The organism is Pseudomonas sp. LBUM1641, from assembly GCF_059716235.1.
The window spans coordinates 1,061,095-1,077,962 of sequence record NZ_CP166815.1; the positions used below are offsets into that span (position 1 = coordinate 1,061,095).

The window sequence follows — 16,868 nt, forward strand, 5'->3', positions numbered from 1 at the left end:
GCTGAGGGTAACCTGGATGAGTATAGAAAATGGCAGGGGCGGCTGGATTCGAACCAACGCATGGCAGGATCAAAACCTGCTGCCTTACCGCTTGGCGACGCCCCTGTATCTGTTGCAACGAGTACCCAGTACTCGGTTCCTTTAGAGCAGACTTTGCAGCTTGCGATGCAACATCGAAACGTTGCTTCCCTTTGCTACAAACCCTGTAAGGGTCTCTGTAAGAAGGGCCGAGACTTTATCAGCTTCAGCTTTGCTTGGGAAGCCCCCAAACACACAACTTCCAGTTCCGGTTAATTTTGCTTCGGTAAAATTACCTAACAAATTCAAAGCGTTACGTACATCTGGATAACGCCTTGCTACAACCGGTAAGCAGTCATTTCGACTGTTTCCCTTGGGAACGGGGCGCACTTTAATGGGAGGAGAGTTACGTGTCAACAGTGGATCTGAAAAAATTTCTGCTGTACTTACAGATACTTGCGGAACAAGCACGACATACCACGGCTCTTCGGGGTCTACAGGGGTGAGTTTCTCCCCCACGCCTTCGGCAAAAGCGGCGTGCCCACGCACGAAAACCGGGACGTCCGCGCCCAGTGTCAGGCCCAGCGCCGCTAGGCGATCGTGGTCCCAGCCCAGCTGCCACAAGTGATTCAGGCCGAGCAAAGTTGTCGCGGCATTTGAGCTGCCGCCACCGATGCCGCCACCCATGGGCAGGATTTTTTCGATCCAGATGTCGATGCCCAACGGGCAACCGGATTGTTCCTGAAGTTTTTTCGCGGCCTTCACAATCAGGTTGCTGTCGTGAGGCACGCCTTCGAATTCGGTGTGCAGTTGAATCACGCCGTCATCACGAACGGCGAAAGTCAGCTCATCGCCGTAGTCGAGAAATTGAAAAATAGTCTGCAGCTCGTGATAGCCGTCTTCACGACGACCGAGAATGTGCAGCATCAAATTCAGTTTGGCCGGGGAGGGCAGTGTCAGACGTTGCGCGGTCATGTCACTGCCCCAGTTTGCGAGGTTGCCAGTCCTTGATCACCAGCGTGACGTCAAGGTCGGTGCCGTGCAGCTTGATGCGCTCGGGCAGCCAGTAACCGTTCTGTTGCACATAGCTCAGGTACTCGACCTGCCAGCCATCCTGCTCCAGCGAAGCCAGGCGGCTGTCGCCATTTAGGCTCAGGCGGCTCTTGCTGTCTGGCGCGGGAAGACCGCGCACCCACCACACCAGGTGCGATACGGGCAGTTTCCAGCCCATCTGTTCTTCCAGCAGGGCTTCCGGTGTCGGCGCCTCAAAGCGGCCCTGATTGGCCACTTCCAGGCTGACTTGCCCCGGGCGGCCGGTCAGGCGTGCTGCACCGCGGCCCAAGGGGCCGGACAGGCGGATGTCGTAATAGTCCTGGCGTTGCAGCCAGAACAAGGTGCCGCTGCCCGAATCTTTCGGGGCGCGAATGCCGACCTTGCCCTCGATCTGCCAGCCATCAAGGCTGCTCAGTTGATCCTTGTGCTGCTGCCATTGCGCCGGGTTGCCCGGGCCTTCGACAGATTCACGGGTGCCAAGGCCTGAACAGCCGGCGAGCAGGGCGATAAAGCTGAAAACGATGACGTGGCGCAAAAACATAAAATTAAAGGGTCTCGGATCCGGTCAGGCGCTTGATGGTGCTGCGCAGGATTGGGCTTTCGGGTTGTTCCTTGAGGAACTTCTCCCAGATTTGTCGTGCTTCACGCTGCTTGCCGTTGGCCCAGAGCACTTCGCCCAGGTGTGCGGCCACTTCCTGGTCGGGGAAGCGCTCCAGCGCCTGGCGCAGCAAGCGTTCGGCTTCGTCCAGGTTGCCCAGGCGGTAATTCACCCAGCCGAGGCTGTCGAGTACGGCCGGGTCTTCCGGGTTCAGCTGGTGAGCCTTTTCAATCAGCTCCTTGGCTTCGGCGTAGCGCGTTGTACGGTCGGACAAGGTGTAGCCCAGGGCGTTCAGTGCCATGGCGTTGTCCGGGTCGCGCTTGATGATCAGGCGCAGGTCTTTTTCCATCTGCGCCAGGTCATTGCGTTTTTCCGCCTGCATGGCGCGGGTGTACAGCAGGTTCAGGTCGTCCGGGTATTGCAGCAAGGCTTGCTGGAGGATTTTCCAGGCGCGATCGCCTTGCTTGTTGGCCGACAAAGTCTCGGCCTGGATCAGGTACAACTGAATCGCGTAGTCCGGCTCGGCATCCCGTGCGGCAGCCAGGCGTTTTTCGGCCTCGTCGGTGCGGCCGTTGTTCATCAGGATATCGGCCTGGCGCAGTTGCGCCGGCAGGTAATCATTGCCGGGGCCAACCTGGGCGTACTCAAGCAGTGCGGCCTGCGGGTCGTTACGCTCTTCAGCGATGCGGCCCAGGTTCAGGTGCGCCGAATCAACGTGGCTCTCGCGGGCGATCAAGTCTTCCAGGTAACCCTTGGCCTCATCCCACGCCTTGGCTTCCAGGCACACCAGCGCCAGGGAGTAACGCAATTCATCATCGTCCGGGTATTGCTGGACGAGGTTGGCGAACTGCACTTTGGCGTCTTCCATGCGGTCCTGTTCAACCAGCATGCGTGCATAGGTCAGCAACAGGCGTTTGTCGCCCGGGTACTTCTTGATGCTTTTTTCCAGCAGCGGAATCGCTTCCTTGCCGCGGTTGAGGTTTTGCAGCAGGCGGGCACGCAGCAGGATCGGCGCTATCTCGCCGTCTTCCGGTGGATGCTGCTCCAGCAGCTTCAACGCGGCCTCGGGCTCGTCATCCTGTTGCAGCAACAGCGCCTTGCCGAAAATCAGCTGGCTGTTGTTCGGGTGCTTTTGCAGCAGGCGGTCGAAACTCTTCATCAGGCCGTTGCGGGTGTCCTGATCGGTGTCGGCGGCCGACAGCGCGAGGAAATCGAAATGCGTGTCGCCCTTGCCCTGAAGGACTTTCTCCATATACACCATGGAGTCGTCATAGCGCCCGGCGCGGGCCAGTTGAATGGCGGCTGCCCGTTGCGCTTCGAGATCGTCCGGCGCGTTTTTCGCCCAGATCAGCGAGGTGTCCAGCGCGGCCTGATCTGCGCCCAGGTACTCGGCGATACGAAATGCGCGCTCGGAAATCCCCGGATCCTGAGTGTTGATGGCCTGGGTCACGTAGTTGTCCAGTGCAATGTCGAAACGATTGCGCTGGCCGGCCAGCTCCGCGCTCAGCAGACTGAAGACCGTCTCTTCACTGAACGAGGAATAAACCTTGGGCTTTTCAGGGGCGGGGGTGCTGTCTTCTACCGGCGGTGTACCGTCCGGCGACACGGGTGCCATGGCCTGGCAGCCGCTGAGGAAGACAAAAGCAAGGAGCAACGCGGAAGATCTATTCATATAGGAAGAGGACGACTAACCTGCGGTCGGATCATCATGACACAAGCCTTCGGCCAAACATAACCGGGGCGCCCGTAATACGCTTATTGCTTTCCCTGTAGGAGCGAGCTTGCTCGCGAAGATCGTCAACGATAACGCGTTCATTCTGGATTGACGCGTTGTGTGAGCGTTTTTAGCGAGCAAGCTCGCTCCTACAGGATGCCTTTATAGACACAAGGCATTAGGACAATAGACTACGGTGGTTGTTCTGAATCATTCGAAGTAGGACAATTGTCGGCTTCCCGACATCATCAGCGATATTGAATGGCCTTCCTTGCACTCGGTATTAACCACAAGACTGCTTCTGTAGACGTCCGCGAGCGCGTGGCTTTTACTCCAGAGCAGTTGGTTGAGGCCTTGCAGCAGCTCTGCCGGCTCACCGACAGTCGCGAAGCTGCGATCCTTTCGACCTGCAATCGCAGCGAGCTCTATATAGAGCAGGAACATCTTTCAGCGGATGTGGTGCTGCGCTGGCTGGCCGATTACCACCATTTGAGCCTCGACGAACTGCGCCAAAGCGCCTATGTGCACGAAGAGGATGCGGCAGTTCGTCACATGATGCGCGTCGCCTCCGGGCTCGATTCGCTGGTGTTGGGCGAACCGCAGATTCTCGGCCAGATGAAATCGGCCTACGCCGTGGCCCGCGAGGCCGGCACTATCGGCCCGCTGCTGGGGCGCTTGTTCCAGGCCACCTTCAATTCCGCCAAGCAGGTGCGCACCGACACCGCCATCGGTGAAAACCCGGTGTCCGTGGCGTTTGCCGCCGTCAGCCTGGCCAAACAGATTTTCAGTGACTTGCAACGCAGCCAGGCCCTGCTGATCGGCGCTGGCGAGACCATCACCCTGGTCGCCCGCCATCTGCATGAGCTGGGGGTGAAGCGCATTGTCGTCGCCAACCGCACCCTGGAGCGCGCCAGCATCCTCGCCGAACAGTTCGGTGCCCATGCGGTGTTGCTCTCCGACATCCCGGCCGAACTGGTGCGCAGCGACATCGTCATCAGTTCCACCGCCAGCCAGTTGCCGATCCTCGGCAAGGGTGCGGTGGAAAGTGCCCTGAAACTGCGCAAGCACAAGCCGATCTTCATGGTGGATATCGCCGTTCCCCGGGATATCGAGCCTGAAGTCGGCGAGTTGGACGACGTTTATCTCTACAGCGTCGACGACCTGCACGAAGTGGTCGCGGAAAACCTCAAGAGTCGCCAGGGTGCAGCCCAGGCCGCCGAGGAGATGGTCAGCACCGGTGCCGACGATTTCATGGTGCGCCTGCGTGAACTGGCGGCGGTGGACGTGCTCAAGGCCTACCGACAGCAAGGCGAACGCCTGCGGGACGAGGAATTGATCAAGGCCCAGCGTATGCTCGCCAATGGCAGCAGCGCCGAAGACGTGCTGATGCAACTGGCGCGCGGCCTGACCAATAAATTGCTGCACGCCCCCAGTGTTCAGTTGAAAAAGCTTACCGCCGAAGGCCGCCTCGATGCGCTGGCCATGGCCCAGGAACTCTTTGCCCTCGGTGAGGGCGCGACAGAAAGCTCTTCGGATAAAAAACCGCAATGAAAGCGTCACTGCTCAATAAACTGGACGTCCTTCAGGACCGTTTCGAAGAACTGACCGCCTTGCTCGGCGATGGCGAGGTCATCTCCGATCAAACCAAGTTCCGCACTTATTCCAAGGAATACGCGGAAGTTGAACCGATCGTGGGCACCTATAAACAATTGCTCAAGGTTCAGGCTGACCTCGAAGGCGCCCAGGCGCTGCTCAAGGACAGCGACCCGGACATGCGCGAAATGGCCGTTGAAGAAGTGCGAGAGGCCAAAGACAAGCTGATCGAACTGGAAGGCGACTTGCAGCGCATGTTGCTGCCCAAGGACCCGAATGATGGGCGCAACGTGTTCCTCGAAATCCGCGCCGGCACCGGTGGCGACGAGGCGGCGATTTTCTCCGGCGACTTGTTCCGCATGTACTCGCGCTATGCCGAGCGCCGCGGCTGGCGGGTCGAGATCCTGTCCGAGAACGAAGGCGAACACGGCGGCTATAAAGAAGTCATCGCCCGGGTTGAAGGCGAGAATGTCTACGGCAAGCTGAAGTTCGAGTCGGGCGTGCACCGCGTGCAGCGGGTTCCGGCGACGGAATCCCAGGGTCGCATCCACACTTCCGCCTGCACCGTGGCCGTATTGCCCGAGCCGGACGAACAGGAAGCCATCGAGATCAACCCGGCAGACCTGCGGGTCGACACCTACCGCTCATCGGGCGCCGGTGGCCAGCACGTGAACAAGACCGACTCCGCGATCCGCATCACTCACTTGCCTTCGGGCATCGTGGTGGAATGCCAGGAAGAACGTTCCCAGCACAAGAACCGTGCGCGGGCCATGTCCTGGCTGTCGGCCAAGCTGAATGACCAGCAAACCAGCGCCGCCGCCAACGCGATTGCCAGCGAGCGTAAATTGCTGGTGGGCTCGGGCGACCGTTCCGAGCGTATCCGTACTTACAACTTTGCCCAAGGCCGGGTCACCGACCACCGCGTCAACCTGACGCTGTACTCCCTGGACGAAATCCTCGCCGGTGGCGTTGATGCGGTTATCGAGCCGTTGTTGGCCGAATACCAGGCTGACCAACTGGCGGCGATAGGTGAATAAATGACCATTATTGCCAGCCTGTTACGCGCCGCCGACCTGCCAGACTCACCCACAGCGCGCCTGGACGTGGAATTGTTGCTGGCGGCTGCCTTGGGCAAGTCCCGCAGCTACCTGCATACCTGGCCGGAAAAAATCGTCAGCAGCGAAGATGCACTGACCTTTGCCGCCTACCTGCAACGCCGCCGCACCGGCGAGCCTGTGGCCTACATCCTCGGTCAGCAAGGCTTCTGGAAGCTGGACCTGGAAGTGGCGCCGCACACGCTGATCCCGCGTCCGGAAACCGAGATGCTGGTGGAAGCCGCCCTGGAATTGCTGCCTGCCACACCGGCCAAAGTCCTCGACCTCGGCACCGGCAGCGGCGCGATTGCCCTGGCCCTGGCCAGCGAACGCCCGGCCTGGCAAGTCACGGCTGTCGACCGCGTGCTGGAAGCCGTGGCCCTGGCCGAACGCAACCGCCAGCGCCTGCACCTGAATAACGCCACGGTGCTGAACAGCCATTGGTTCAGCGCCCTTGAAGGCCACACCTACAACCTGATCATCAGCAACCCGCCTTATATAGCCGACACCGATCCGCATCTGGTGGCCGGTGATGTGCGCTTTGAGCCGGCCAGCGCGCTGGTGGCCGGCCATGACGGCCTGGACGACCTGCGGCTGATCATCGCCCAGGCGCCCGCGCACCTCGACGCTGCGGGCTGGCTGTTGCTGGAACACGGTTACGACCAGGCGGCCGCCGTGCGCGACCTGCTGCTGGGCGAAGGCTTCGAGGAAGTCCACAGCCGCATCGACCTGGGTGGCCACGAACGTATCACCCTGGGGCGCCGGCCGTGCTGAATGATCAGGAGCTGTTGCGTTATAGCCGACAGATTCTGTTGCAGCATGTCGACATCGAAGGCCAGTTGCGTCTGAAAAGCAGCCGCGCGCTGATCGTCGGGCTCGGTGGCCTTGGTTCGCCGGTAGCGCTGTATCTGGCGGCGGCGGGTGTGGGTGAGCTGCATTTGGCGGATTTCGACACCGTCGACCTGACCAACCTGCAACGCCAGATCATCCATGACACCGACAGTGTCGGCCTGAGCAAGGTAGATTCGGCGATTCGTCGCCTGAGCGCGATCAATCCTGAGATACAGCTGGTCGCTCATCGCAGCGCGCTGGATGTCGATTCCCTCGCGGCTGCCGTGGCGGCGGTCGACGTGGTGCTCGATTGCAGTGACAACTTCTCCACCCGCGAAGCGGTCAACGCCGCCTGTGTTGCCGCCGGAAAACCTCTGGTCAGCGGCGCCGCGATTCGCCTCGAAGGCCAACTGTCGGTGTTCGACCCGCGCCGCGCCGAAAGCCCTTGCTACCACTGTTTATACGGGCACGGCAGCGAAGCCGAACTGACCTGCAGCGAAGCCGGCGTCATCGGCCCGTTGGTGGGCCTGGTCGGCAGCCTGCAAGCCCTGGAAGCGTTGAAGTTGCTGGCTGGTTTCGGCGAGCCGTTGGTGGGAAGGCTGTTGTTGATCGACGCCCTGACCACGCGTTTTCGCGAGCTGCGGGTCAAGCGTGATCCCGGTTGCAGCGTCTGCGGTAGCCAACATGGTTAAGGACGCGCCGATTGGTGTGTTCGACTCCGGCGTCGGCGGCCTGTCGGTGCTGGACGAAATCCAGCGCCTGCTGCCCCATGAATCGCTGCTGTACGTGGCGGATTGCGGGCACATCCCTTACGGCGAGAAAACCCCGGCCTTCATCCTTGAACGTTCGCGGCGAGTGGCGGAGTTCTTCCGTGAGAAAGGCGCCAAAGCCTTTGTGATTGCCTGCAACACGGCGACTGTTGCTGCGGTCGCCGACTTGCGCCAGGACTATCCCGACTGGCCGTTGGTGGGCATGGAGCCAGCGGTCAAACCCGCCGCCGCCGCGACACGTAGCGGCGTGGTCGGAGTGCTCGCGACCACCGGCACCCTGCAAAGCGCCAAGTTCGCCGCCTTGCTCGACCGCTTTGCCACCGATGTACGGGTGATTACCCAGCCGTGCCCGGGCCTGGTGGAACTGATCGAGACCGGCGACCTGGGCAGCCCGGCCTTGCGTGTGATGTTGCAGGGTTATGTCGAACCGTTGATCGCCGCCGGTTGCGACACCATCATCCTCGGCTGCACCCACTACCCATTCCTCAAGCCGCTGCTCGCCGGGATGCTCCCGCCGACGATCATTCTGATCGACACCGGCGCTGCAGTAGCACGTCAATTACAGCGCCTGTTGAGTGATCGCGAACTGCTGGCCACCGGCACTCCGCAGCCGGCGCAATTCTGGACCAGCAGCGATCCGCAGCATTTAAGAAATATCCTACCTACCCTATGGAAATTCCCCGGAGTTGTGCGTAGTTTTGCGATGTGAAAAAAACGTGAAATAACGCGTTTATCCGCTGAACTTCTGGCTCTATGGCAGCTTCTATAGCAAGTTAGCCTGTACAAAATCATACAACTTCGTTCGGAAAGGATGTTTCTTATGAAGCGCTTGTTCTGTTTGGCTGCGATTGCGGCCGCCATGTTGGGGCACTCTTTTTCCGCGCAGGCAGCGGGTCTGGAGTTTGGAGTGGGGAGCACCAGCGATTCGACCATGACCTATCGCCTGGGGCTGACGTCGGATTGGGATAAAAGCTGGTTGCAGAGCAACACGGGTCGTCTCACGGGTTACTGGAGCGGCGCGTACACCTTTTGGGACGGTGACAAGCGCGCCAGTGTGAGCAGCCTGTCGTTCTCGCCGGTGTTTGTGTATGAGTTTGCCGGGGAGAAGGTGAAGCCCTACATAGAGGCCGGGGTCGGCGTGGCGCTGTTCTCGCGCACGCGGGTCGAAGACAACAATATCGGCCAGGCTTTCCAGTTTGAAGACCGACTGGGCTTTGGTCTGCGCTTTGTCGGTGGGAGTGAGGTGGGGATTCGGGCCACCCATTACTCGAATGCCGGGATCAGCAGCAACAACGATGGTGTCGAGAGCTATTCGCTGCACTACACGATGCCACTGTAATTCCTCAGAACGCTGCAACACCATTGTGGGAGCGGGCTTGCTCGCGAAAGCGGTGTATCAGCCACGAATCAGTTGACTGACACACCGCTTTCGCGAGCAAGCCCGCTCCCACATTTGCTTATTGTTGGTTTCAAAATCAGCGATACACCGTCGCAAGCCCCTGGCGCTCATCGATGCACTCCGGTGCGCCCATCTCGAACTCCCGGCAGATCAGCGGCCGCTTCTCGTAAATCGTGCACATCATCGTGTCGCGATCCAGCGCCGCGCACCAGCCATCATCCAGGCGCAGCATGACTTCGCCGCCCCAATCGTCGGTATCGATAAAGCGGTCAGGCACGCCGGTGTCGGTGATCAGCATGACTTCCAGCTGGCAGCAGCACGCGGCGCAGGTGGAGCAGGTGACGGCGGGTTCGGCGATTTGTGTGTGGGGGATGTTGGTCATAGGCGCGCAGTGTAAGGCAAGCGGCTTGCATGTGTGTAAAAGGCCTGACGGACGTCAGTGTGACAACTGCCTGGCGACCCAATGCAGCAACGGGAAGATCATGCCCCAGAGCAACGCGAGACCGATGACGGTCGGCACCGTGCCATAGCCGAAACTGACGCCGGCCAACTGGCTGCCTGCGTAATAGGACAACGGTCCGCCCACCGCGCCCAACAGACTGGCGCGCCACCAGGGTTGGGCGCTCCAGGCCAGGCAATGGCGCAGGGTGGTCGCCAGCAGTGCCCACAACAGGATCAGCCACAAAGGCGCCAGCGGCCCGGGCAGGCTGAAATGAAACACACCAAAGGCGCGCAACGCGGTGTCGACCACCGTGCCCAGCAGGGTGACCGCGAGAATCACCTGGCCTTCCTCGGACCACGAACTTATCCACAGCAGGTGGACCGCCAGCACCGCCACTCCCACCAACAGCCACAGGCTGTCGCCGCCCAGCACACAGGCAAACCAGCCGCACTGGAACAGCACGGCATTCGCCAGTGGTTTAAGCATCAAAGCGCCCGAGCAGCGGTTGGGTCAGCGCCGCCGGCTTGGCCAGCAGCATCTGGGCAGTACCGATGGTGCGCTCCATAAAGCCTCCCTCGCAGTAGCACAGGTAAAACTCCCACAGCCGCAGGAAGTATTCGTCGTAGCCCATTTCCGTCAGGCGGCTGTGGGCGCGGCGAAAGTTCTCGTGCCACAGGCGCAGGGTTCGTGCGTAGTGCAGGCCGAAATCCTCCATGTGCAGCAGGTTCATGTCGGTGTCGCGGCTGACGATCTCGAGCATTTTCTGCACGCAGGGCAGGGCGCCGCCGGGGAAGATATAGCGCTGGATGAAATCCACGCTGCTCTTGGCCTGCGCGTAGCGCTGTTCACGAATGGTGATGGCTTGCAGCAACATCAGGCCGTTGCTCTTGAGCAACTGCGCGCATTGTTTGAAATAGGTCGGCAGGAAGCGATGGCCCACGGCTTCGATCATCTCGATGGACACCAGCTTGTCGTACTGGCCGGTCAGGTCGCGGTAGTCCTCCAGCAGCAACGTCACCTGATTCTGCAAACCCAGGGCCTCGATGCGTTTTTCAGTGTAGGCAAACTGCTCTTTGGACAAGGTGGTGGTGGTGACCTTGCAGCCGTACTGCTGCGCGGCATAAATCGCCATGCTGCCCCAGCCGGTGCCGATCTCCAGCAGATGGTCCGACGGTTTCAGCGCGAGCTTCTGGCAGATGCGCTCCAGCTTGTTCAGTTGTGCCTGTTCCAGCGTGTCGTCGGCGGTGAGGAACTGTGCGGCCGAATACATCATGGTCGGGTCGAGGAATTCTTCGAACAGGTCGTTGCCCAGGTCGTAGTGGGCGGCGATGTTTTTCTGCGAGCCCTTACGCGTGTTGCGGTTGAGCCAGTGCAGGCCTTGGGTGAAGGGCCGTGCCAGTTTCGCCAGGCCGCCTTCCAATGCATCCAGCACGTCGAGGTTGCTGACCATCACCCGCACCACGGCGGTCAGGTCGGGGCTGCTCCAGTAACCATGAATAAATGCCTCGCCCGCGCCGATGGAACCGTTGGCCGCCACCAGCCCCCACACCGCCGAATCGAGGATCTGGATTTCCCCCAGCAGGTGCGCTTCCCGTGCGCCGAAGACTTGCCGCTCGCCATCCTCGATCACCACCAACTGGCCGTGGCGCAGTTGGCCGAGCTGGCGCAGCACCGCTTTGCGCAGCAGCGCGGCGGTCATGCCGTTGACGTTCAAACGATTGGATTTGACCGATAAGCTAGGGGATTTCATGGCGGCGATCCTTGGTGTACCCGACTGCGGTGCGAGAAGCGCCTTCGGCGGCGTGATGGGAAAAAATCGGCGTGCGTTTAAGCAGAAGGCGCAGGGCCTGCCAATAAATGGCCAGGCAGGTCTTGGCGGTCATCCACGGGAAGCGCCACAAATAACGGTGCAGGCTGGCGCGGTTCAAGTCGTCACGTTGCAGACTCAAGGTGGCGTCGAACACTTTCAGCTCGCCCTGCCAGTCGGCCATGTGCACGCCGAGTCTGGCGGCGGGCGGGCTGAAGCTCATGCGGTATTCCAGGTCCCGGGGCAAAAACGGCGAGACATGAAAGGCCTTGGCCACGGCGAAGTGCTGATGCTCACCAGCAGGCAGCGCCTGGGCCGGCAGCACGTAGTGATAGCGCTCGCGCCACGGCGTGTTGGTCACTTCACACAGAATCGTGGCCAAGGTGCCATCGGCCTCGAAGCAGTAGAAGAAACTCACCGGATTAAAAGCCAGGCCCCAACTGCGGGCCTGGGTCAGCAGGCAGATTGCGCCCTCGGGGATGCGCCCGAGGGCCTTGCCGACTTCTTGGCGCACGGCATCGGTCAAGCTCATGCCGTGACGGGTAAATTCACGCAGGTAGTCCTGCTGGCGAAACGCGAACGGCGCCCAGCGGTCGCCGGCCAATGGCGACAAGCCGAAGACTTCGTCCTGTTCACTGAGGTCCAGGTACAGCAGGCCTATCCGATAACGGAAGGCGTGGCCCTTGGGCGTAAACCGCCGATGGGCGATCCAGCCGCTGTACAGGGCGCTGTTCACAGCGCTTCCCCAAACGCTTTGGCCACGCGCAACGCGCTGACCACACCGTCTTCGTGAAAGCCGTTGGCCCAGTAGGCGCCGCAGTAATAGGTGTGCTGCGTGCCGTGCAATTCTTCCCAGCGCGCTTGAGCAGCCACGGCGGCCAGGCTGTATTGCGGGTGGGCGTAGGTGTAGCGGGCGAGGATTTTTAGCGGGTTGATCATCGCCGTCTGGTTGAGGCTGACGCAAAAAGTGGTGGCGCTGTCGATGCCCTGCAGGATGTTCATGTCGTAGGTCACGGCAGCCTGTTTTTGCGTGCTGCTGTCCAGGCGGTAATTCCAGCTGGCCCAGGCCAGTTTGCGCTCGGGCAGCAAACGGGTGTCGGTGTGCAGGACTACGTCGTTGTCGGCGTAGGGCAGGGCACCGAGGATCTGCTGCTCGGCCAGGCTCGCATCCCCCAGCAATGCCAGGGCCTGGTCGCTGTGGCAGGCGAACACGACTTTATCGAACGCCTCGCTGCCCGCCGCGCTGTGGATAAGTACGCCGATCGGTGTGCGCTCAACCCGGGTCACGGGGCAATTGAGGCGAATTTTTTCACGGAAGGACTGGGTCAGCGGCTCGATATAGCGGCTGGACCCGCCTTCGATCACGCACCACTGCGGCCGGTTACTCACCGATAACAAACCGTGGTTCTTGAAGAACCGTACGAAGAATTGCAGGGGAAACCCGAGCATGTCAGCCAGGGACATCGACCAGATCGCTGCGCCCATCGGCACGATGTAGTGCTGGATAAATCGCTGGCCGTAGCCGCCCGCTTGCAGGTACTCGCCCAGGGTCATCTCGGCGTTGATACGTTGCTCTTGCAGGTCCAGCGGCGCCTGGCGGTTGAAGCGCAGGATGTCGCGCAACATGCCCCAGAACCCCGGCGACATAATATTCCGGCGCTGGGCAAACAGGCTGTTGAGGTTGTTGCCGTTGTACTCGAACCCGGCGTTCGGGTCGCACACCGAAAAGCTCATCTCGGTGGGTTTGAACGTCACGCCGATCTGCCCCAGCAGCTTGATGAAGTTGGGGTAGGTCCAGTTGTTGAACACGATGAAGCCGGTGTCCACTGCGTAGCTTTTGCCATCCACCGTGACATTCACCGTGTGGGTGTGGCCGCCGATGCGGTCACCCGCTTCGAAAAGGGTGATGTCGTGGCGGCGACTGAGCAGATAGGCGCTGGTCAGCCCGGCTATGCCGCTGCCGATAATCGCGATCTTCACAGGTCGTCCTTCCTCGGCGGCGGGCTGCGCAACATGCGTTTGCCGATGATCAGCTTGACGCGGTTCGGCAGTTTCGACAGCGGCCATAGCGCGGCAATAAACAGGGCCGGGAAGGCAATTTCCAATGGGCGGTTTTGCAGCTTGGCGAAGATATGCCGTGCGGCCTTGTCCGCCGGCCAGCTCAAGGGCATCGGGAAATCATTGCGGGCGGTCAGCGGTGTGTCGACAAAGCCCGGGCTGACCACGGTGACGTCAATGCCCTCGGGCGACAGGTCGATGCGCAGGGATTCGAACAGATAACGCAGGCCCGCCTTGGAGGCACCATAGGCTTCAGCCCTGGGCATTGGCAGGTAAGTCACCGCGCTGGCTACGCCGACCAGGTGGGGTGTATGGCCGACACGCAACAGCGGCAGCGCGGCTTCGATGCAGTAACTGCTGGCCAGCAGGTTGGTGCGCACCACGTGCTCGATGATCGAGGAGTCAAACTGCTTGGCGTCCACGTATTCGCAGGTGCCGGCGTTGAGAATCACAGTGTCCAGCGAGCCCCAGACCACGGCGATATGCTCGCCGATTTCGCGTACGGTCTGGCTGTTGGTCAGGTCGCCTGCCACCACCAGCACTTGCCCGGGGTATTGCTGCGCGAGCTGTTCCAGCGGCTCTTTGGAGCGGGAGCTGACAGCCACGTGGGCGCCGCTGTCGAGCAGCGCTTTGGCCAGTTCGGCGCCGATGCCACTGCTGGCACCGGTCAACCAGTAACGACGAGGCGGCACGAGGTTCATCCCATTCTCCTTTTTAGCCAGCTGATCACGCCGCCGAGGACCGGCACGTGTTCATACAACAGTGCACCCGCATCAAAATAATCCCGGTGGTGGTACACCTTCTCGCGCCATAGCAGGTGCGAGCAGCCTTCGACACGAATCACTTTACCGCCGCCCAGGCGTGGGTGGCAGAAGCTCATTTTCCAGCGCAGGTAGCCTTCACCCTCAGCCACTTGATCGAAGCCATGGAAGTCAAAGCGCAACTGGGTCACGTTGTCGTACAGCTCGGCGAAATAACGCTGCAGCGCCGGCAGCCCGTGCACTTCGTGCAGCGGGTCGGTGAAGCTGATGTCCTTGCTGTACAGGCTGTCGAGCAGGTGCAGATTGTGTTTGTCCACACTGGCAAAGGCCTGGGCGAAGCGGCGCAGGAAGTCACTCATAACCACCCCCGACCGCCTGGCGTGAAGGCAGGCTGCGGAAGGCGGCGAGGGCGCGCTCGCGGGACTTTTTCAGATCGACGATAGGACGAGGATAGTCGGCCACGCCAAACAAGCCGCCCACGGCATCGGGGTTGTGCACTTCCTTTTTGTTCAGCGCTGCCAGTTGTGGCAGCCAGTGCTTGATAAACACGCCTTCGCCGTCGAATTTTTCCGACTGGCTCAAGGGGCTGAAGATCCGGAAGTACGGCGCCGAGTCGGTGCCTGTGGACGAACTCCACTGCCAGCCACCGTTGTTGGCTGCCAGGTCGCCATCGATCAGGTGGCGCATGAAAAATCGCTCGCCTTCGCGCCAGTCGATCAGCAGGTTTTTGGTCAGGAACATCGCCACCACCATGCGCAGGCGGTTGTGCATCCAGCCGGTTTCGAGCAATTGGCGCATGGCCGCGTCGATGATCGGCAGGCCGGTGCGTGCTTCCTGCCAGGCTTTCAAGTCTTCCGGGCTGTTGCGCCAGGCCACGGCTTCGGTTTCCGGGCGGAACGCGCGGTGGCGCGAGACCCGTGGGTAACCCACCAGAATATGTTTGTAGAACTCGCGCCACAGCAGCTCGTTGATCCAGGTAATCGCGCCGATGTCGCCGCTTTCGAATTCACCCTGGTTGCTTTGCAGCGCGGCATGCAGGCACTGGCGCGGCGAAACCACACCGGCGGCCAGGTAGGCCGAAAGCTGGCTGGTGCCGGGCTTGGCCGGGAAGTCGCGTTCGTCCTTGTAGTAGCTGATTTGCGCGTCGGCGAATTGATCGAGACGGCGCCGGGCTTCGGCCTCACCCGCCGGCCACAGGGAGCGCAAGGCTTCGGTCGGCGTTGCAAAACCCTCGACGTGATCCGGGATCGGGTCGCTTTTGAGCTTGAGTGCCGCCTGTGCCTTGGGTGTGGCGATCAGGCGCGGCAAGGCGCCGTGCAGACGGTTGTAGCAGACCTTGCGGAACTGGCTGAACACCTGGAAGTACGTGCCGGTCTTGGTCAGGACGCTGCCGGGCTGGAAAAACAACTGGTCCAGGTAATTGTGAAACGTGATGCCCCGGGCTTCGAGGGCCTTGGCCACGGCGGCGTCGCGGCGCTCTTCGTGGATGCCGTATTCGTCATTGACGTGTACCGACTGGATCGACAGCTCCTGGCACAGGTCTCCCAGGACGTGCGGTGCCTGGTCCCAGGTCGAGGCATGGCGGATCAATAGAGGAATGTTCAACTCCCCCAGTGCCACGCTCAAGCTCTTCAGGTTGCGCAGCCAGAATTCGACTTTGCACGGCGCGTCATCGTGGGCCAGCCATTGCTCCGGGCTGATCAGGTAGACAGCCACCGTCGGCCCGCGCTGTGCGGCGGCGGCGAGGGCGGTGTTGTCATGTAGGCGCAGGTCGGTGCGCAGCCAGATCAAGTGCATTTAAATAAGTCCACGCTGGATCAGTACCTGATGGGCCGACAAAGGGTCTTCGGCCAGGAGCAATTCAGGAATGTCTTGGGTTAATACGGACAGCTCCGCCTGGTGGATGCATACCGTTGGTCCGGTTATCAGTTTTGGGCAACTGAAGCCGCTCAACAGTTTGCCCAGCGCCGACACATGGAGTGCCTTGCTCGAATACAACAGCACCGCGCGGGGTTGCAGGTGTTCGACGGCCAGGGCCAGTTCGCCGGCCGGCAATGGCCAGTCGAAGACTTCCACCGGGCAATCGGCACTGCTGGCGAGCCAGGCGGTGAGCCACAGGTGCGGCTCCAGCGGCAGGTCGGAATGGTTGATCAGCAGCAGCGGGGCGCCGTTGAGCTGGCGGTTGTTGTGATACATCCGCGCGCCGAATTTGCTGCGCAGCCAGGAATAGAAAAATACCCGCTCCATCTGCGCACCGAATTGGCCTTGCCAGCGCAGCTCAAGTTCCTTGAGCAACGGCAGCAGAAGTTGCTCGCACAGGGTGCGCGGTGGGTACAGCGCCATCGCCTGGTTGAAAGCATCATCCACCCGGCGCTCGGCCAGCTCGCTGATGGCCTGCAACAGGTGCTGGCGGCGGTTGTGCCATTCATTTTCCACCGGCGGTTCGCTGGCGGTTGGTGCGGTGTCGATCAGGCTCTTGACCTGGCTGACCGGCACCCCGCGGTTGAGCCAGGTCAGGATGGTGTGGATGCGTTGTACATGCTCGGCGCTGAACAGGCGGTGCCCCTTGGGCGTGCGCTGGGGCACGATCAAACCGTAGCGCCGCTCCCAGGCGCGCAGGGTCACAGCGTTGACACCGGTTTGGCGCGCCACTTCGCGGATCGGCAACCAGCCTTGTTCGAGGGCCTCGGCGATGTCTTCCACAGGTGCTTGCAGGGGGAAAGTCATAGG

18 protein-coding genes and 1 tRNA gene are annotated in these 16,868 nt (G+C 61.1%); 6 read left to right on the forward strand and 13 right to left on the reverse strand.

The features are described from left to right. Window positions 1-30 precede the first annotated feature (30 nt). From ACA046_RS04735 to ACA046_RS04750, 4 genes are all read right to left on the reverse strand, one after another. Window positions 31-105 (reverse strand) — tRNA-Gln (locus ACA046_RS04735). 36 nt (window positions 106-141) lie between these two features. Next, window positions 142-993, reverse strand: a complete 852-nt coding sequence (ispE, locus tag ACA046_RS04740) for a 4-(cytidine 5'-diphospho)-2-C-methyl-D-erythritol kinase (RefSeq protein WP_076014967.1) — start codon at window positions 991-993, stop codon at window positions 142-144. Between the two features lies 1 nt (window position 994). Continuing rightward, window positions 995-1,612: a lipoprotein insertase outer membrane protein LolB gene (gene lolB, locus ACA046_RS04745; RefSeq protein WP_063033130.1), complete on the reverse strand. Its 618-nt coding sequence runs from the start codon at window positions 1,610-1,612 to the stop codon at window positions 995-997. A 4-nt stretch (window positions 1,613-1,616) separates the two neighbouring features. After that, complete coding sequence (locus ACA046_RS04750) at window positions 1,617-3,341, reverse strand: tetratricopeptide repeat protein (RefSeq protein WP_076014968.1); 1,725 nt, start codon at window positions 3,339-3,341, stop codon at window positions 1,617-1,619. Window positions 3,342-3,644: 303 nt separating this feature from the next. Here ACA046_RS04750 and hemA point away from each other — a divergent pair, with 303 nt between their 5' ends. The 6 genes from hemA (at window position 3,645) to ACA046_RS04780 (ending at window position 9,010) form a co-directional block, all read left to right on the forward strand. Then, window positions 3,645-4,934 (forward strand): glutamyl-tRNA reductase, encoded by a 1,290-nt coding sequence (gene hemA / locus ACA046_RS04755; RefSeq protein ID WP_076014969.1) that lies wholly within the window; start codon window positions 3,645-3,647, stop codon window positions 4,932-4,934. Next, window positions 4,931-6,013, forward strand: a complete 1,083-nt coding sequence (gene prfA, locus ACA046_RS04760) for a peptide chain release factor 1 (RefSeq protein WP_003208405.1) — start codon at window positions 4,931-4,933, stop codon at window positions 6,011-6,013. The genes hemA and prfA overlap by 4 nt, the downstream gene beginning before the upstream one ends. Beyond that, window positions 6,014-6,844 (forward strand): peptide chain release factor N(5)-glutamine methyltransferase, encoded by an 831-nt coding sequence (gene prmC, locus ACA046_RS04765; RefSeq protein WP_459026087.1) that lies wholly within the window; start codon window positions 6,014-6,016, stop codon window positions 6,842-6,844. Then, window positions 6,838-7,593, forward strand: coding sequence for a molybdopterin-synthase adenylyltransferase MoeB (locus ACA046_RS04770; RefSeq protein ID WP_459026089.1), 756 nt, complete (start codon window positions 6,838-6,840; stop codon window positions 7,591-7,593). Before prmC ends, ACA046_RS04770 begins: the two co-directional genes overlap by 7 nt. Further along, a complete protein-coding gene (murI, locus tag ACA046_RS04775; RefSeq protein WP_459026091.1) occupies window positions 7,586-8,380 on the forward strand; it encodes a glutamate racemase in 795 nt (264 codons plus the stop codon). The genes ACA046_RS04770 and murI overlap by 8 nt, the downstream gene beginning before the upstream one ends. A 111-nt stretch (window positions 8,381-8,491) precedes the next feature. Then, window positions 8,492-9,010, forward strand: a complete 519-nt coding sequence (locus ACA046_RS04780; protein WP_497676017.1) for an acyloxyacyl hydrolase — start codon at window positions 8,492-8,494, stop codon at window positions 9,008-9,010. Window positions 9,011-9,146: 136 nt separating this feature from the next. Here the strand turns inward: ACA046_RS04780 and ACA046_RS04785 are convergent, their stop codons facing one another. The 9 genes from ACA046_RS04785 to ACA046_RS04825 are packed head-to-tail and all read right to left on the reverse strand — an operon-like array spanning window position 9,147 to window position 16,865. After that, window positions 9,147-9,452, reverse strand: coding sequence for a YkgJ family cysteine cluster protein (locus tag ACA046_RS04785; RefSeq protein ID WP_063033124.1), 306 nt, complete (start codon window positions 9,450-9,452; stop codon window positions 9,147-9,149). Window positions 9,453-9,506: 54 nt separating this feature from the next. Continuing rightward, on the reverse strand, window positions 9,507-9,998 hold the full coding sequence (locus ACA046_RS04790; protein ID WP_076014974.1) for a DUF2878 domain-containing protein: 492 nt from the start codon (window positions 9,996-9,998) through the stop codon (window positions 9,507-9,509). Beyond that, window positions 9,991-11,262, reverse strand: a complete 1,272-nt coding sequence (locus ACA046_RS04795; protein ID WP_497676018.1) for a class I SAM-dependent methyltransferase — start codon at window positions 11,260-11,262, stop codon at window positions 9,991-9,993. Before ACA046_RS04795 ends, ACA046_RS04790 begins: the two co-directional genes overlap by 8 nt. Next, window positions 11,249-12,055, reverse strand: a complete 807-nt coding sequence (locus ACA046_RS04800) for a DUF1365 domain-containing protein (protein WP_497676019.1) — start codon at window positions 12,053-12,055, stop codon at window positions 11,249-11,251. Before ACA046_RS04800 ends, ACA046_RS04795 begins: the two co-directional genes overlap by 14 nt. Then, the gene (locus tag ACA046_RS04805; protein ID WP_497676020.1) at window positions 12,052-13,299 is read right to left on the reverse strand and encodes an NAD(P)/FAD-dependent oxidoreductase; all 1,248 of its coding nucleotides are present in this window, start codon (window positions 13,297-13,299) and stop codon (window positions 12,052-12,054) included. The genes ACA046_RS04800 and ACA046_RS04805 overlap by 4 nt, the downstream gene beginning before the upstream one ends. Next, window positions 13,296-14,078, reverse strand: coding sequence for an SDR family NAD(P)-dependent oxidoreductase (locus tag ACA046_RS04810; RefSeq protein ID WP_497676021.1), 783 nt, complete (start codon window positions 14,076-14,078; stop codon window positions 13,296-13,298). The genes ACA046_RS04805 and ACA046_RS04810 overlap by 4 nt, the downstream gene beginning before the upstream one ends. Continuing rightward, entirely contained in the window at window positions 14,075-14,497 is a 423-nt protein-coding gene (locus ACA046_RS04815) for a nuclear transport factor 2 family protein (protein ID WP_459026100.1), read from the reverse strand. The genes ACA046_RS04810 and ACA046_RS04815 overlap by 4 nt, the downstream gene beginning before the upstream one ends. Then, window positions 14,490-15,935, reverse strand: a complete 1,446-nt coding sequence (phrB, locus tag ACA046_RS04820) for a deoxyribodipyrimidine photo-lyase (protein ID WP_497676022.1) — start codon at window positions 15,933-15,935, stop codon at window positions 14,490-14,492. The genes ACA046_RS04815 and phrB overlap by 8 nt, the downstream gene beginning before the upstream one ends. Continuing rightward, complete coding sequence (locus tag ACA046_RS04825) at window positions 15,936-16,865, reverse strand: MerR family transcriptional regulator (RefSeq protein WP_459026104.1); 930 nt, start codon at window positions 16,863-16,865, stop codon at window positions 15,936-15,938. Window positions 16,866-16,868: the final 3 nt, after the last annotated feature.